This is a genomic window from Streptacidiphilus jeojiensis (genome assembly GCF_042510965.1).
Lineage (GTDB): Bacteria > Actinomycetota > Actinomycetes > Streptomycetales > Streptomycetaceae > Streptacidiphilus > Streptacidiphilus jeojiensis.
This window is the reverse complement of sequence record NZ_JBEUKS010000008.1, coordinates 86502-102107: the sequence shown is the minus strand read 5'-3', so window position 1 is coordinate 102107 and position 15606 is coordinate 86502. Positions and strand designations below refer to the sequence as shown.

Below are 15606 nucleotides of genomic sequence, written 5' to 3'. Positions count from 1 at the left end.
GCTTTCGGAGCTCTTGCTGAACGTGTGCGGGCGGTGCGGGCGGTGCAGGGGCGGTGCTGTGGTGCGCAGTCAGTGGAGCAGGCTGCCTTGGAGCTCGGCCCGGAGTGCCGGGGTGAGTACGGTCCCCGCCCGGTCGACGAGGAGGGCCATCTCGTAGCCGACCAGGCCGATGTCGCTGTCGGGGGAGGCGAGGACGGCGAGGGAGGATCCGTCGGAGACGGCCATGATGAACAGGAAGCCGCGTTCCATCTCGACGACGGTCTGGGTGACCCGGCCGCCTTCGAAGATGCGGGAGGCGCCCTGGGTGAGCGAGGTCAGCCCGGAGGCTACCGCGGCCAGCTGGTCGGCGCGGTCGCGCGGGAAGCCCTCGGACATCGCGAGCAGGAGGCCGTCGGCGGAGACCACCACCGTGTGCGACACCCCGGGGGTGTTGTCCACGAAGTTGGTGATCAACCAGTTGAGGTTCTGTGCCGCCTGGGACATCTGGCTCATCTAACGCTCCGGGTGGTTCGGGCCGCCGAAGAGTCCGGCTGCCCCGTGCTGGTCGGGGGAAGGGGTGTCGCCTGCGTTGTGTCCCTGCTGGATGCCGCGGCGCAGGTTGGTGAGCCGGCCGCGCACCTCCTCGGGGGAACGGGACAGCTGCGGGGAGGCATCCGGTGCTGCACTGCTGGACTCCTGGACATTGCCGGGAAGCAGGTTCTGGCGGGGTACGCGGCGCGGGAGGCCGGCCGGGGTGGTGCCCCCGGCGACCGGCTCCGCGGGCGTGACCGGGGGCAGCGGGGCGCTGGGCATGGCCGGTGCGCCCGGCTCGCCGTCCTCGCGGGCTCCGGTGAACCAGTTGGGGCGTTCGCCGGCCTCGCGGTCGCCGATCGCCCGGCCGCCGCCCAGGGCCTGGCCGGGACGGCGGGTGGGAAGCGCGCCGTTCGCGGGGTTGGCCGAGGGGGACGGCACCGGGGAGGTGGGTCGCTGGGGCAGGGCCGCCGGTGCGTTGGCCGCTGCCGGGCGGGCTGCGTCTGGACGGGACGTGGGGGGAAGCGGGGCCACGGGCGCCTCGGGGGCAGGTGCTGGGGCGGGTTGCGGGGTCTCCGAGTAGTACGGGTGCCCGTACTGGGTCTCGGACGGGTTGTCAGGGTACTGCTGGTGACCGTACTGGTCCTGCTGGTACGCCGGGTACTGCTCGGGGACGTACGGGTCCTGGCCGTACTGGGCGGTGCTGAACTGCGAGGTGTCGTACGACGGTTCCGGCTGGTACTGCTGGCCGTTCACGGCGCCGTTCCCGGGGCCGTACGAGTCGAAGTCGGCGGCGGTGTAGCTGCCGGCCTCGTAGCCGGCGTCCGGCGCCGGGTAGGAGGCCGCGGTCGGCCGGGAGTCGAAGCCGTCGAACTCGGGGACGTAGGAGTCCGGGTAGGGCTCGTACGCCCCCGCGGGCTGCGGCGCGGGGCCGGGCTGCTGGGCGGCCGGCTGCTGCGGCGCGGTCGGCTGCTGGGGCTGCTGCGCGGCCGGTGCGCCCTCGGCCGGGCCTTCCAGCGCCGCCTGCTCGCGCCGCTGGCCGAGCCGCATGGTGCGCTGCATCAGGTCGGGGGCGCCGGCGCCCGGAGCGCCCACGGCGGGGCGGTCGTAGCGGCTGTCGTCGAAGCCCAGTTCGCTGGCGGTGCGCTGGTCGGTCTCGGCGTACGGACCGGCCTCGGGCTCGCCGTAGATCCGGGAGACGGTGAACTGCTCCTCGGGCTCGGCGGCCCGGGGCAGCTGGGTGAGGTGGTCCGGGACCATGACCAGCGAGGTGGTTCCGGCGGACTCGCCGGACGGGCGCAGCTGGACCCTGATGGCGTGGCGCTCGGCCAGCCGGCCGACCACGAACAGGCCCATCTGGCGGGAGACCGAGGCGTCCACCGTGGGCGGGTCGGCCAGCTTGGCGTTGATCTCGGCGAAGTCGGCGGCGGTGAGGCCGATGCCCTTGTCGTGGATCTCGACCAGCACCCGCTGGTCCGGCAGCCGGGTGGCGGTGACCTTCACCCGGGTCTGCGGGCTGGAGAAGGTGGTGGCGTTCTCCAGCAGCTCGGCGAGCAGGTGCACCAGGTCGGTCACGGCCGGGCCGATGACGTCGGTCTCGGGTATGCCGCTGAGCTCGATGCGCTCGTACTGCTCCACCTCGGAGGCGGCCGCGCGGAGCACGTCCACCAGCGGGATCGGGTCGCTCCACTCGCGTCCGGCCGACTCGCCCGCGAGGACCAGCAGGTTCTCGCCGTTGCGGCGCATACGGGTGGCGAGGTGGTCCAGCTTGAACAGGTTCTCCAGCTGGTCCGGGTCGGCCTCGTTGTTCTCCAGGTCGGTGATCAGCGACAACTGACGCTCGATCAGGCTCTGGGAGCGGCGCGACAGGTTGGTGAAGATCGCGTTGACGTTGCCGCGGAGCATGGCCTGCTCGGAGGCCAGTCGGATGGCTTCGCGGTGGACGTCGTCGAAGGCCCGGGCGACCTCGCCGATCTCGTCGCGGCCGCTCAGCGGGATCGGCCGGACGGTGGTGTCGACGCGCTCGGGGTCGGTCTTGGAGAGCTTGCGGACCAGGTCCGGCAGCCGCTCGGAGGCGATGTCGGTGGCGCTGTCGCGCAGGGTGCGCATACCGCGCACCATCGAGCGGCCCATCAGGTAGGCCAGCGCGCCGGCGATCAGGACCAGCGCCAGCGCCTCGGCGCTGATGGTGATGGCCTGCTGGTTGGCGTCCTGCTTGGCCTGGTGGGCATCGGCGACGACCTGGTCGGTGATGGTCGTCTCGACCTTGCGTTCCTCGCTGGTCTTCTGGCTGGCCAGGGAGTACCAGCTCGCCGGGGTGATCCCGGACGACTTGAGCGAGGACTTGCCGGCCATGCCCAGCAGGGTGTTCTCGGCCGCCGAGACGCCCTGGCCGATCACGGTCTGCTGGTAGAGCTTGAGGTCCGCGGGCACACCGGAGAGCAGCACCTGCCCCTCGCTGACCTGGGTGAGCCGGGCGGCCACCTGGATCGCGTCGGCGAGCTGCGACGGCATCTTGTCGTACATCAGCGCGATGGTGACCAGGTTGCGCTCGGTGGCCGTGGACTCCTTCTCCAGGCTCAGCGCGAAGAGCTCACGGCCGCGGCTGTTGATGTTCTTGTCGCCGAAGGCGAGTTCGTTGTCCAGCCCGAGCAGGCCCAGGTAGATGTTGGAGTACGCCACCTCGGTGGAGACCGGGTCGAACGTCGTGCTCCGGACGTCGTTGCCCTTGGCCCGGAGGGTGGCCAGGTTCTTGGCGGCCTGGTCGTGGAAGTTCTTGAGGTCGGTGGTGATCTGCAGGTCGGGCTTGACCTGTGCGGCGTCGGCGTCCATCACCGCGATGTCCGTGTCGGTCTGCTTGCGCGCGGCCAGCACCTTGGCGTCGTTCTGGATGCCCTGCATCTGCGGGATGACCGCGAGGTCGCGCTCGTTCTGCATGTCCTCGGCCACCGTGGTGGCGTCGCGGACCAGGACGGCGATCTTCTCGTTCTGGCCGGCCGTGCTGGCGAGGTCCAGCTGGTCCTTGACGCGCAGTCCCGCGAAGACCAGTCCGGTGACCACCGGGACCAGCACGATCGCGGTCAGCCGGGTGGGCACGCGCCAGTGGCGGAAGGCCCAGCTGGAGCCACCGCCGTCCACGGGCTGGGACTCGGCCTGCCGCGGTCCTGGGTCTGCCTGCTTCTGCCTCACTCGACAACAACCTCTCGGCCGGGGCGGCCATTTCTGACGTGCTACTGATCTGCGCGGATCGCTGGAATTTCAGCACGTACGCGCGGTACGGGCCAAACACCCCTGGTGGGTCCGCTTACTGACGATAAATGGGACATAAGAACCCCATTGCGGCGAATGCTCAACTGCCGGTAGGCGTTCCGTGTGCATCCGCTCACCCGTGGTGATTCTTGTGAATGAATTGCGTGTCGAACTGTTATGCAGACCCTCAGCGGAGTCGGGCGAGTAGGGCGTGTTCGACGAGGGTGATGAGGGCGGATTTGGCGCTGTCGCGTCGGCGGGCGTCGGTGGTGATGACGGGGGTGTCGGGGCCGAGTTGGAGGGCTTCGCGGACTTCGTCGGGGTTGTGGGTCTGGTTGCCGTCGAAGGCGTTGAGGGCGACGACGAAGGGGAGTCCGCTGTTTTCGAAGTAGTCGATGGCGGGGAAGCAGTCGGCGAGGCGGCGGGTGTCGACCAGGACGACGGCGCCGATGGCGCCGCGGACGAGGTCGTCCCACATGAACCAGAAGCGGTCCTGGCCGGGGGTGCCGAAGAGGTAGAGGATCAGGTCCTCGTCCAGGGTGATGCGGCCGAAGTCCATGGCCACCGTGGTGGTGGTCTTCCCACTGACGTGGGTCAGGTCGTCGATGCCGGCGGAGGCGCTGGTCATGACGGCCTCGGTGCGCAGCGGGTTGATCTCCGAGACCGCACCGACCAGGGTCGTCTTGCCCACCCCGAAGCCGCCGGCCACAACGATCTTCGCCGAGGTGGTGGCCCGGTGCGGGGCGGGCGGGGCCGGCGCGAAGGGCGCCGCGGGCCTAGAGCTTGCGAAGTCCACTGAGCACCCTTTCGAGCAGTGTGACGTCCGGGGTGCCGCCCGAATCGGAGGCGGCGGCCGGTTGGTGGATGGCGACCAGGCCGGCTTCGGCCAGGTCGGCGACGAGGATGCGGGCCACGCCCAGCGGCATCGGGACCAGCGCGCTGACCTCCGCGACCGACTTGACCTCGTGGCACAGCTGGACGATCCGGGCGTGCTCGGGCAGCAGCGTTCCTGCCCGGTCCGCCTGGGCCGTGGTGGAGATCAGCGCCTCGATGGCGAGCTGGTAGCGCGGCCGGGTCCGTCCGCCGGTCATGGCGTACGGGCGCACGAGTGGCTGCCTGGCGCCGCCCTGGGGCGGCTGTGAGCCGTGCGGTCCCTGCTGGCCGCCGTACGAGCCGCCGCCGTACGGACTACTGCCGTACGGACCGGTGGAGCCTTGGGGCGGGGTCATCTGTCCTCCTTGAGCTGCAGCGGTCCGTCGTGCCTCTCCGCGGCGTGGTGATGGTGCGAGGGGGTGCCGTCAGGCCTCAGTGGAGCAGGCTGCCTTGGAGCTCCGTCCGGAGTGCCGGGGTCAGCACGTCACCGGTGCGGTCGACGAGGAGGGCCATCTCGTAGCCGACCAGGCCGATGTCGCTGTCGGGGGAGGCGAGGACGGCGAGGGAGGATCCGTCGGAGACGGCCATGATGAACAGGAAGCCGCGTTCCATCTCGACGACGGTCTGGGTGACCCGGCCGCCTTCGAAGATGCGGGAGGCGCCCTGGGTGAGCGAGGTCAGCCCGGAGGCTACCGCGGCCAGCTGGTCGGCGCGGTCGCGCGGGAAGCCCTCGGACATCGCGAGCAGGAGGCCGTCGGCGGAGACCACCACCGTGTGCGACACCCCGGGGGTGTTGTCCACGAAGTTGGTGATCAACCAGTTCAGATTGTGTGCCGCTTGGGACATCTGACTCATCTGAATCAACGCTCCTGGGGGTTGGTGCCGTACGGGCCCGCGTTGCCGCCGGGGTTGGGCTGGTTCGAGCCGCCTGCTCCGGCCTGGCGTCCCTGCTGGATGCCGCGGCGCAGGTTGGTGAGCCGGCCGCGCACCTCCTCGGGGGAACGGGAGACCTGGGGCTGGGGACCTTCCGCCGGGGCGGACTCCGCGGTGCCCGGGACCAGGTTGGCCTTGGGCACCCGGCGGGGGAGGCCGGAGGGGAGCACCCCGCCGGCACTGGGTTCGCGGACCTGCTCGGCCCGGCGCCACACCTCGTCGTTGGCGGAGGTCCGCCACTGGCCGGTGGCGCTGGCGCCCGAGGGCATACCCTCGCCGACTCCGCGCTGCGGCATCGGCCGCTGCGGCGGCGCACCGAACGGCGCGTCGACGGACGGGGCGGAGGTCCCCGGACGCTGGGGGTACTGGGACTGCTGCGGCGGCTGGACCGAGCCCGGCCCCTGCTGGACGGGGGGCTGCGGCGCCGAGGTGCCGGGGCGCTGGAAGCGGTTCTGCGACGGCCGCTGCGGTGCCGGGGCCTGCGCGGGCGCCTGCTCCGGGCTGTCCGGGCCGGTCGGCGTGACCTGCACCGCCCGCATCCGGTCGGCACGACCGCTGCGGAACCAGTTGGACTCCATCGCCTCGAAGATCGGCGAGCTGCCCGCACCGGCCTCGGCCGGCGGCAGCGCCCGGGTCAGCGGGTGGCTCGCCGCGTCCGGGACGGGAAGCGCCGCCGGCTGCGACGGGACCTGCTGCTGCGGCGGGACCGGCTGGGACGGGGCCTGCGGCGGCCGCTGGGGCTGCTGCGGCTGCTGCGGGGCGAAGGACTGCGGCTCGACCGGTCGCGGCGGCGTCGGCTGCGGCGGGATCGGCCGGGCCGGCTCCTCGTCGAAGTGCGGCCGGGCGAACTGCGCGGTGCTGTCCATGGCGTCCGGGCCCTGGGGCCGTGCGGCCGGGCGGCCGGTCGGGGCGGGCGAGCCGTGCTGCGGCTGCTCGGCCCACAGGCCCTGCTCGTCCAGCGGGACCGGCGGCTGCAGGCCCTGGGACTGCATGCCCTGCTGCTGCGGCTGCTGCGGCGCGAAGGGTCCCTGCGGACCGCGCTGCTGCGGGCCGCCCTGCTGCGCCATGCTCTGCAGCGTCGGGTCCTGCTGGGCGTGCGCGGGCTGCTGCTGGCCGCCGGGGCGGCCGCCGGGTGCCGGGGCGCCCATCGGCGAGGAGCCCTGGGGCAGCCCGGGGGTGTCGCTGCGCCGGGGCAGGCCCGGCTGCGGAGCGGGCTGCGGGGGAAGCGAGGGCCGTCCACCGGGACCGCCGGCCGGGCCGCCGCTCAGCGGCGCACGACCGGGGGTCTGCGGCATCGCGCCGCGCTGCTGCTGCATGCCCACGCCGCCGGGACCGCCGGGGTTCTGGCCGGGCGCGCCCTGCGGACGCTGCTGGCCGGGGCCGGCCGCACCGCCGCGGCGCTCGGCCGCGTTGGTGACGTCCACGGGCAGCATGACCAGCGCGGTGGTGCCGCCGGAGTCGCTGGGGCGCAGCTGGATCCGGATGCCGTGACGCAGCGAGAGTCGACCGACCACGAAGAGGCCCATGCGGCGGGAGACGGAGACGTCCACCACCGGCGGGTTCGCCAGGCGCTCGTTGATCTCGGCCAGGTCGTCGGGGGAGAGGCCGATGCCGGTGTCGTGGATCTCGACCAGCACCCGGCCGTCCGGCAGCGCGTGGCCGGTGACCCGGACCCGGGTCTGCGGGCTGGAGAACGAGGTCGCGTTCTCCAGCAGCTCGGCCAGCAGGTGGACGAGGTCGTTGACGACTCGTCCGGCCACGTCGGCGGTGGGCACCGAGGCCAGCTCGATGCGCTCGTACTGCTCCACCTCGGAGGCGGCGGCGCGGAGCACGTCGACCAGCGGGACCGGGCGGGTCCACCGGCGGCCGGGGTCCTCGCCCGCGAGGACCAGCAGGTTCTCGCCGTTGCGGCGCATACGGGTGGCGAGGTGGTCCAGCTTGAAGAGGCTGGCCAGCTGGTCCGGGTCGGCCTCGCGGCTCTCCAGTTCGGAGATCATCGACAGCTGGCGCTGGATCAGGCCCTGGGAGCGGCGCGAGAGGTTGGTGAACATCGCGTTGATGTTGCCTCGCAGCAGGGCCTGCTCGGCGGCCAGACGGACGGCCTGCGCGTGCACCTGGTCGAACGCCCGGGCCACGTGGCCGATCTCGTCCGTGGTGTTGATGCCGATCGGTGCGACCGAGGTGTCCACGTCCTGCGGGTCCGACTCGGAGAGCGTGCGGACCAGTTCCGGCAGCCGGTTCTCGGCGACGTCCTCGGCCGCGTGCTGCATCCGGCTCAGCGTGCGGACCATGGACCGGGCCACGATCACGGCGCCGACGATGGCGACCAGCAGGACCAGGCCGATCAGCACCGAGTTGACGATGGCGTCGGTCTTGGCCGCGCTGGACAGGCTGCTGGTCTGCGCGTTCAGGCCGAGGACCAGGACGTTCTCGGCCTGACCCATGAGGCTGATCTGGGTGGTGGCCTCAGCGTCCCAGTCGCTGTACTGCGGGACGTTCTGGACGGCGGCGAAGCCCTCGCCGGTCGAGAGGACGGTGTTCGAGAACGCGGTCGCCCGCTTGACGTTGATGTTGTTGGCCCAGGTCGCGGAGAACGTCTTGGCGGCTGCCACGCCACCGCTGTAGAGGCCCTCGAAGGTGCTCTCCGCGTTCTGGGCGTCGGTCTGCGCGGCGGCGGCGTAGGCCCGGTCGCCGGGCTGCAGTGCCACCGGGTTCGACGCGAGGGAGGCGCTGATCACCGCCCGGATGATCGACTGGTCCTCCTTCCACTGCGAGAACTCCTGGAGCGCACGGGTGCTCTGGATCAGCGCGGAGTTGCTGGAGGCCAGGGCGATGTCCTGGCTGAGCGTCAGCAGCGGCTTGATCAGGCCGTCGTAGGCGTTGACCGACTGCAGGATGTTGCTGCCGCCGTGGGCGAACGACTCCTGCCGGATCAGGGCGATCCCGTCCAGGTTCTTGTCGATGCTCTTGATGTCGACGCCGTTGCCGGGCAGGTCGGCGAAGTTCAGGTTGTTGGTCAGCTTGGTGAAGTTGATCTGCCGGGTGGTGGTGATCTTGAACGCCGCCGCGATGGCGTCAGCGGTCTTGTCCCCCTTGGCGGTGGCGATACCCGCCGAGGTGTCGCGCTCGTCCTCCAGCGCGGTCGCCAGCAGGGTCGCGCTCTGGGCGAGCTCACCGAGCTGGGAGGCCTTGGAGAGCTGCTGCTGGGTCTGCAGCGAGGCCTGGATGCGGAATCCACCCAGCACCATGGCCGCGATCACCGGGAGGATCAGCAGTGCGGTCAGCCTGGTCCGGATGCGCCAGTTGCTCAGCGCGTACCGCCGCATACCGGTGACCCGGGTCGGCGTGAGCCGTCCTATTCGGGCCTTCGCGGCGTCCGCGGTCCGCTGTCGGCTGCTCGTGGAACCGCCGCCCTCCCGGCCCGGGTCACCAGCCGGCGCCGGGGGCGCCTGCTGCTGACGAACGGCTGCTTCGCGGTCCGCCGGGTCGCCCGGGCCGCCGCCACCCCTCTTGATACGTCCCTGCACTAGCGTCGCAACCTCTGGACCAGGCGCCCTGTCCACGCGTACGCGGAAGCAGGACGGTGTCGAGTTTCGGGCGGGCCCGGGTCCTGTTTCAACAGACCCTGTTGTGTGCCCGTGCCGCCGTAGGAGTGGGCCCCGGCGCTGGCAGTAGCGCAGTGGAGGGGCGGCCTCCGGCGGTCCGTGGAATTTCAGCACAGTGCCGCACGTGCAACAAGGGGCGACACAGGGTAGCCATTTTGGTTACTCTCTGCCGCTTCCTCTTGACAGATTGTGGGTCGATCCCCCTGGAATACCGCACGTTTCGGACAGGAGTAGCGTGCCGCGTGTTCGAACAGTGTCACGCCCCGTGATGATTTTGTCCGGTCTGCCACAGGATGTCTGTTTGTCTCAACAGGGCACAATGTCGTAACTGTCGGAACTTCGCGAGCCAGAAGTGAGCAAACTCACAGGAGTTGAGGTAGTGCGAAGAGGCTCCTGTGTGGAATGAGATCCTGATGCGCATCCGATCTTCCGTCCTTCTGCCCCTGTGAGGTAGTCCGCGTGTCCACCAAGACGACGATGAGCTTCCGTCCGACCGCCAACCCGCGCCGGACGACTCTCGCCTCCCTGCCCGTCGACGGGGCCCCCGCGCTCCGCAGCTCCGCGACCGAGCAGGCCGAACTGCCCCAGCAGACCGCCAACCCGCGGCGCACCAATCTGATGGTCGCACCGGTCCGGACCGACCAGGAGTAGCGGACCGAGCACACCGAGGGCCCTGCCGGCCAGGAACCGGCGGGGCCCTCGGCGTATCGGCGGATAGGCTGGCGGAGTCAGCATCCGCGAGCCCGAAGAGGACAGCAGCCACCGTGCGTATCGCCAGGTTTTCCAGTGAGGGGACCGTTTCCTTCGGTGTGGTGGAAGGGGACGCCGCCCGACCGGAGTCGCTGACCCTGCACGTGCTCTCCGGCCACCCCTTCGGCGACCTGCAGCCGACCGGCCAGGTGCTGCCGCTGAAGGACGTGCGGCTGCTGCCGCCGATGCTCCCCAACAAGATCGTCGCGGTGGGGCGCAACTACGCCGCCCACGCGGCGGAGCTCGGCAACGAGGTCCCCGAGGTCCCGCTCACCTTCTTCAAGCCCTCGACCGCAGTGGTCGGCCCCACCGAGAACATCGCCTACCCGCCGTTCTCCTCCGACGTCCAGTACGAGGCCGAGCTGGCCGTGGTCATCGGCCGGATGTGCCGCGACGTGCCGCACGAGCGGGTCCCCGAGGTGGTCTTCGGCTACACCTGCGCCAACGACGTCACCGCGCGCGACGTCCAGCAGCGCGAGGGCCAGTGGGCCCGGGCCAAGGGCTTCGACACCTCCTGCCCGCTCGGCCCCTGGATCGAGACCGACCTCGACCCGGCCGACCTGGCGGTGACCTGCACCGTCAACGGCGAGCTGCGCCAGGCCGGCCGCACCTCGCAGATGGTGCGCTCGGTCGCGGACCTGATCGTCCACATCACCGAGGCGATGACGCTGCTGCCCGGCGACGTCATCCTCACCGGCACCCCCGCGGGCGTCGGACCCCTGAACGTCGGCGACGAGGTCGCCGTCTCCATCGAAGGCATCGGCACTCTCACCAACAAGGTGATCAAGCGTGGCTAACACCGCAAGCGAGCTCGACCCCACCGTCCGGGTCCGCTTCTGTCCCTCCCCGACCGGCAACCCGCATGTCGGCCTGGTCCGCACCGCCCTGTTCAACTGGGCCTTCGCCCGGCACAACGGCGGCACCCTGGTGTTCCGGATCGAGGACACCGACGCGGCCAGGGACTCCGAGGACTCCTACAACCAGCTGCTGGACGCCATGCGCTGGCTGGGCTTCGACTGGGACGAGGGGCCCGAGGTCGGGGGGCCGCACGCGCCGTACCGGCAGTCGCAGCGGATGGACATCTACGCCGACGTGGCCGCCAGGCTGCTGGAGTCCGGCCGCGCGTACCACTGCTACTGCTCCACCGAGGAGCTGGACGCCCGCCGCGAGGCCGCCCGCGCGGCCGGGAAGCCCTCCGGGTACGACGGCCACTGCCGTGACCTGAGCGCCGATCAGATCGCGGCGTACCAGGCCGAGGGGCGCAGCCCGATCGTCCGCTTCCGGATGCCCGACGCGCCGATCACCTTCACCGACCTGGTCCGCGGCGAGCTGACCTTCACCCCGGAGAACGTGCCCGACTACGGCATCGTCCGGGCCAACGGCGCCCCGCTCTACACCCTGGTCAACCCGGTGGACGACGCGCTGATGGGGATCACCCACGTGCTGCGCGGCGAGGACCTGCTCTCCTCCACCCCCCGTCAGATCGCGCTCTACGCCGCACTGGCCGAGCTGGGCATCGCCACCGGGCCCACCCCGCAGTTCGGGCACCTGCCCTACGTCATGGGCGAGGGCAACAAGAAGCTGTCCAAGCGCGACCCGCAGGCCTCGCTCAACCTCTACCGCGAGCGCGGCTTCCTGCCCGAGGGGCTGCTCAACTACCTGGCGCTGCTGGGCTGGTCGCTGGCCGAGGACCGGGACCGCTTCTCCATGGAGGAGATGGTCGCCGCCTTCGACATCGCCAAGGTGAACGCCAACCCGGCGCGGTTCGACCTGAAGAAGGCCGAGGCGATCAACGCCGAGCACCTGCGCGCGCTGGCCCCCGCCGAGTTCGTCCGCCGGCTGGTCCCCTACCTCACCGCGGCCGGCCTGTTCGCCGCCGAGGGCCCGACCGACGCCCAGCTGGACCTGCTGATCGCGGCCGCCCCGCTGACCCAGGAGCGGATGGTGGTGCTCGGCGAGGTGGTCGGCATGCTCGGCTTCCTCTTCGTCGCCCCCGAGGACTTCGCGCTCGACCCGGCCGACGCCGAGAAGGTGCTCACCCCCGACGCCGCCCCGGTGCTGGAGGCCAGCATCGCGGCGCTGGAGGCGCTGCCGGGCTTCGACCCGGACGACATCCAGGCCGCCCTGCGCGCCGCCCTGGTGGACGGCCTGGGCATCAAGCCCAAGTTCGCCTTCACCCCGCTGCGGGTCGCGGTCACCGGCCGCCGGGTCTCGCCGCCGCTGTTCGAGTCGATGGAACTGCTGGGCCGGGAGGAGACCCTGCGCCGGCTGCGGGCCGCGCTGGAGCGCACCCGGGCCTGATCCGGGTCCCGCCCCCGGCGGAGCGACCGCCGCCGGGGGCTGGGCTTATCGATTTTGGTGCGATGCCCCCCATCGGGTAACGTTCTTCTTGTTGCGCCGCCCGGGAGGGACGGGGAGAGAACCAGAAACTCTCACCAAGATCACCTGGACAGCCAATGGGGTATGGTGTAATTGGCAGCACGAGTGATTCTGGTTCATTTAGTCTAGGTTCGAGTCCTGGTACCCCAGCGCAGTTCCCTTACGAGATCCGTTCTCGTGAGCCCCCGTTGTGTAGCGGCCTAGCACGCTGCCCTCTCACGGCAGTAGCGCCGGTTCGAATCCGGTCGGGGGTACGCACCACCGAGTTGAAGAAGATCAAGCCCCCGTTGTGTAGCGGCCTAGCACGCTGCCCTCTCACGGCAGTAGCGCCGGTTCGAATCCGGTCGGGGGTACCAGATCCTCCACCCTCACCATCGGGTCGACCCAGCGCACCGGACACGGTCCGGAAGGCTCCGGTCCCCGAGGCGACGAAGCAGGATCACCAACGCTTGCCCCCGTTGTGTAGCGGCCTAGCACGCTGCCCTCTCACGGCAGTAGCGCCGGTTCGAATCCGGTCGGGGGTACGTCACAGCAGGCCCCCGGCTCCGGCCGGGGGCCTGCTGCGTTGCTGGTGTGGATCATGCCGCTGGTCAGGTATTGTTCTCCCCGGAGTGTTCACCGGGGAACTGGTTGAACCCCCCTTGGGGTATGGTGTAATTGGCAGCACGAGTGATTCTGGTTCACTTAGTCTAGGTTCGAGTCCTGGTACCCCAGCAAGGCAAACTGAAGGCCCGAAAGGGCCATTTTTTGTATCCGGGCGAGAGTATGCAGGCGAGCGTATGCCTGCGAGCGCATTCTGAGAGGCCGGCAGCGCGCATGGCTCAGGCGAAGAAGCAGAGCAGCAGGAAAGCCGCACGTCCGCCGCTGCTGGCGCTGCATCAGGTCAGCCGGCGCTACGGCGGCAGGGTCGCCCTGCAGCCGGTCGACCTGGACCTGGCGGCCGGTGAGTGCGTCGCCCTGGTCGGCCACAACGGCTCGGGCAAGTCGACCATGCTGCGGCTGGCGGCCGGACGGGACACCCCCACCAGCGGGACGGTGAAGCTCGACGGCGTTCCCATGGACGAGAACGACCCCCGGGTCCGGGCCAGGCTCGCGGTCGTCGGCGACGTCTCGGCCTGCTACCCGGATCTGACGGTGCGTGAGCACCTGGCCCTCGTGGCCGTGGCGCACGGGGTGGAGGAGCCGCTGCACTGGGTGGACCGCGCCCTGGCCGACCGCGGCCTGGCCGAACACGCCGAGGCACTGCCGGGATCGCTCTCCTCCGGCCAGCTGCAGTCGCTGCTGCTGGCCTCGGCCCTGGTCCGCCCGCGCGACCTGCTGATCCTGGACGAGCCCGAGCAGCGGCTCGACCCCGGCGCCCGGCAGCGGCTGGCCGACCTGCTCAAGGCCGAACTCGCGGACGGGGTGGCGGTCCTGCTCGCCACCCACCACCCCGACCTGGCGATGCACGTCGCCGACCGGGTGCTGCTGCTGGAGGACGGCGTGCTGCTGGCCCAGGGCACCCCGGAGGCCGTGCTGCCGACGGCCTTCCCGGGGACCGCCGTCGGGGGAGCGCGGTGAGCCTCGCCGACGGGGGCGCCCCGCCGGAGTCCGCCGAGAGCGAGTGGGTCGACTGGACCGGCGACACCCTGGCCCTGCTGCGCGCCCTGCGCGCCCCGCACCGCCGTTCGCGGGCGGGCCAGATCGGCTACACCGTCTATGTCGGCATGATGATCGTCCTCGCCTGGGGCGGGATGTTCTCCATCGGCGCCTTCGCCAACGCCTCGATGGGCACCGACTACACCGCCCACGGCGCCCAACTGCTCGCAGCGCTGCCCGCCGGGGTGTGCGCGCTGAGCCTCGGCCTGATCCTGGTGGTGGCCAGGGACGCGCTGTGGCGCGGCCCGGTGGTCGCCCCGAGGGCCACCGTGGACTGGCTGCTGGCGCAGCCGCTGCGGCCCGGGCCGGTGCTGCGGCCCTGGCTCTGGACCTCCTGCGCGGTCGCGCTGGTCCCCGGAATGCTGGCGGCCGCCGCGTCGGGGGTGGCGCTGGGGCTGATGGACCGGACCGGCTTCCTGCCCGCCTTCGGCTGGGCGCTGGGCGGCGGAGTGTGCGTGCCGCTGCTGGCGACCTGCTGCGCCGTGGCCGTCGAGCGTTACGAGCGGGTGGCGCGCTTCGTCCGCCGGGCGACCCCGGTGGTCGCGGTGCTGGTGCTGCTGCTGGCCGCACAGAGCGCCCTGGCCTGGAACGGGCACCGCTTCACGCCGCTGGAGCGGGTCGAGATGTGGTCCGGCCCCTGGGGCTGGCCGGCGCTGGTCGGACTCACCCCCACCACGGCCGCGGTCCCCGGCGGCTGGGCGGCGCTGGTCCCGCTGGTGCTGCTGACGGCGGTGGCCATGGTGCTGGCCTACCGGGCGGCCGCGTACATCCCGCTGAGCAGCCTGCGGCACCGGGCCCGTACCGCGGCCGGTGTCGCGGCGGCGCTGCGCACCGCCGAACTGCGCTCGGCCCGGATGGTGATGGCGCAGTCCGACCAGCGGGCCCGCCGGGTCAGGCTGCGGATCCCGCCGCCCACCCGGCCCTGGCTGGCCGTCCCCTGGCGGGACCTCACCGCCCTGCTCCGGGCGCCGTCGCGGCTCGGCCGGGCGGTGCTGTTCTCGGCGCCGGCCCTGCTGCTGGCGCCCGCGGCGGTGGCGGCGAGCGGTGTGGACCGGCTGCTGATCACCGCCTGCTCGGTGTCCTTCGGCTACCTGGCGGCGGCCCAACTCGCGGAACCGGCCCGGGTGGAGGCGGACGATCCGCGCCGGGCCGGCTGGTCGCCGTACCCGTACGGCGAGCTGATGCTCCGTCACGCGGTGGTCCCGGCGCTGGCGAGCGTGGGCCTGGGAGCGGTCGGCGCCGCGGTGGCCGTGCTCGCCGGGGCCGGCGCGGCGGTGTGGCTGGCGCCGCTGGTCGCGCTGCCGCTCACCGCAGCCGCGATGGTGAACGCCTGCCGCGGCCCGTCCCGGCAGGAGCTGATGTACTCGCCGACCGGGATGGGCAGCATGGGGCCGTTCATTTTCCTGGCCTGGTACGCCGCCGGGCCGGTGACCCTGGTCCCGGCCCTCGCCCTGGTGTTCGGCCTGGGCCGTGGACCCAGCGCGCCGCTGGCCGTCAGCTGGTGCCTGGTGTTCGCCGCGGTGCTGCTCTACTGGGCCTACCAGCGGGCGCTCACCCTGTCGGGCAGGCATCGCCCGAAGGACTGAGAAATCACGAGCCGGACAAGAATTCGGGCTGAGTCCCAGAATCTTCCCTGAATTCGAACAGCATTCGCTTAGCGTTGTCGACC

At 71.6% G+C, this 15606-nt stretch carries 11 protein-coding genes and 5 tRNA genes; 10 read left to right on the top strand and 6 right to left on the bottom strand.

What is annotated here, in order from left to right:
• Positions 1–69: 69 nt before the first annotated feature.
• The 6 genes from ABUW04_RS22745 to ABUW04_RS22720 all read right to left on the bottom strand — a co-directional run bounded on the left by ABUW04_RS22745 (position 70) and on the right by ABUW04_RS22720 (position 8891).
• A complete protein-coding gene (locus ABUW04_RS22745) occupies positions 70–492 on the bottom strand; it encodes a roadblock/LC7 domain-containing protein (protein WP_042392407.1) in 423 nt (140 codons plus the stop codon).
• On the bottom strand, positions 493–3699 hold the full coding sequence (locus ABUW04_RS22740) for a sensor histidine kinase (RefSeq protein WP_380566413.1): 3207 nt from the start codon (positions 3697–3699) through the stop codon (positions 493–495).
• A gap of 247 nt (positions 3700–3946) precedes the next feature.
• Positions 3947–4555 carry a GTP-binding protein gene (locus ABUW04_RS22735; RefSeq protein ID WP_380524834.1) on the bottom strand — a complete coding sequence of 203 codons (609 nt, stop codon included), beginning with the start codon at positions 4553–4555 and terminating at the stop codon, positions 3947–3949.
• Positions 4536–4988: a DUF742 domain-containing protein gene (locus tag ABUW04_RS22730; RefSeq protein WP_380566412.1), complete on the bottom strand. Its 453-nt coding sequence runs from the start codon at positions 4986–4988 to the stop codon at positions 4536–4538. Before ABUW04_RS22730 ends, ABUW04_RS22735 begins: the two co-directional genes overlap by 20 nt.
• A gap of 76 nt (positions 4989–5064) precedes the next feature.
• Positions 5065–5487: a roadblock/LC7 domain-containing protein gene (locus ABUW04_RS22725; RefSeq protein ID WP_123500222.1), complete on the bottom strand. Its 423-nt coding sequence runs from the start codon at positions 5485–5487 to the stop codon at positions 5065–5067.
• Positions 5488–5492: 5 nt separating this feature from the next.
• Complete coding sequence (locus ABUW04_RS22720) at positions 5493–8891, bottom strand: sensor histidine kinase (protein ID WP_380566411.1); 3399 nt, start codon at positions 8889–8891, stop codon at positions 5493–5495.
• Positions 8892–9629: 738 nt separating this feature from the next.
• Between ABUW04_RS22720 and ABUW04_RS22715 the strand changes: the two genes are divergently transcribed.
• The 10 genes from ABUW04_RS22715 (at position 9630) to ABUW04_RS22670 (ending at position 15523) form a co-directional block, all read left to right on the top strand.
• Positions 9630–9821 carry a hypothetical protein gene (locus ABUW04_RS22715; RefSeq protein WP_037597731.1) on the top strand — a complete coding sequence of 64 codons (192 nt, stop codon included), beginning with the start codon at positions 9630–9632 and terminating at the stop codon, positions 9819–9821.
• Between the two features lie 113 nt (positions 9822–9934).
• Entirely contained in the window at positions 9935–10717 is a 783-nt protein-coding gene (locus tag ABUW04_RS22710) for a fumarylacetoacetate hydrolase family protein (protein WP_030264004.1), read from the top strand.
• Positions 10710–12221, top strand: a complete 1512-nt coding sequence (gene gltX, locus ABUW04_RS22705; protein WP_380566410.1) for a glutamate--tRNA ligase — start codon at positions 10710–10712, stop codon at positions 12219–12221. The genes ABUW04_RS22710 and gltX overlap by 8 nt, the downstream gene beginning before the upstream one ends.
• Before the next feature lie 156 nt (positions 12222–12377).
• A tRNA-Gln gene (locus tag ABUW04_RS22700) sits at positions 12378–12449 on the top strand.
• Between the two features lie 31 nt (positions 12450–12480).
• Positions 12481–12553, top strand: a tRNA-Glu gene (locus ABUW04_RS22695).
• A 26-nt stretch (positions 12554–12579) separates the two neighbouring features.
• Positions 12580–12655: transfer RNA gene (locus ABUW04_RS22690), tRNA-Glu, on the top strand.
• A 95-nt stretch (positions 12656–12750) separates the two neighbouring features.
• Positions 12751–12823 (top strand) — tRNA-Glu (locus ABUW04_RS22685).
• 118 nt (positions 12824–12941) lie between these two features.
• Positions 12942–13013: transfer RNA gene (locus ABUW04_RS22680), tRNA-Gln, on the top strand.
• Positions 13014–13115: 102 nt separating this feature from the next.
• Positions 13116–13859 carry an ABC transporter ATP-binding protein gene (locus ABUW04_RS22675; protein ID WP_051726429.1) on the top strand — a complete coding sequence of 248 codons (744 nt, stop codon included), beginning with the start codon at positions 13116–13118 and terminating at the stop codon, positions 13857–13859.
• Positions 13856–15523 carry a DUF6297 family protein gene (locus ABUW04_RS22670; RefSeq protein WP_380566409.1) on the top strand — a complete coding sequence of 556 codons (1668 nt, stop codon included), beginning with the start codon at positions 13856–13858 and terminating at the stop codon, positions 15521–15523. Before ABUW04_RS22675 ends, ABUW04_RS22670 begins: the two co-directional genes overlap by 4 nt.
• Positions 15524–15606: the final 83 nt, after the last annotated feature.

Coding starts and splice junctions, on each gene's coding strand:
- ABUW04_RS22745 (WP_042392407.1), bottom strand. CDS start 492: ATGAGCCAGATGTCCCAGGCGGCACAGAACCTCAACTGGTTGATCACC.
- ABUW04_RS22730 (WP_380566412.1), bottom strand. CDS start 4,988: ATGACCCCGCCCCAAGGCTCCACCGGTCCGTACGGCAGTAGTCCGTAC.
- ABUW04_RS22725 (WP_123500222.1), bottom strand. CDS start 5,487: ATGAGTCAGATGTCCCAAGCGGCACACAATCTGAACTGGTTGATCACC.
- ABUW04_RS22720 (WP_380566411.1), bottom strand. CDS start 8,891: ATGCGGCGGTACGCGCTGAGCAACTGGCGCATCCGGACCAGGCTGACC.
- ABUW04_RS22675 (WP_051726429.1), top strand. CDS start 13,116: ATGGCTCAGGCGAAGAAGCAGAGCAGCAGGAAAGCCGCACGTCCGCCG.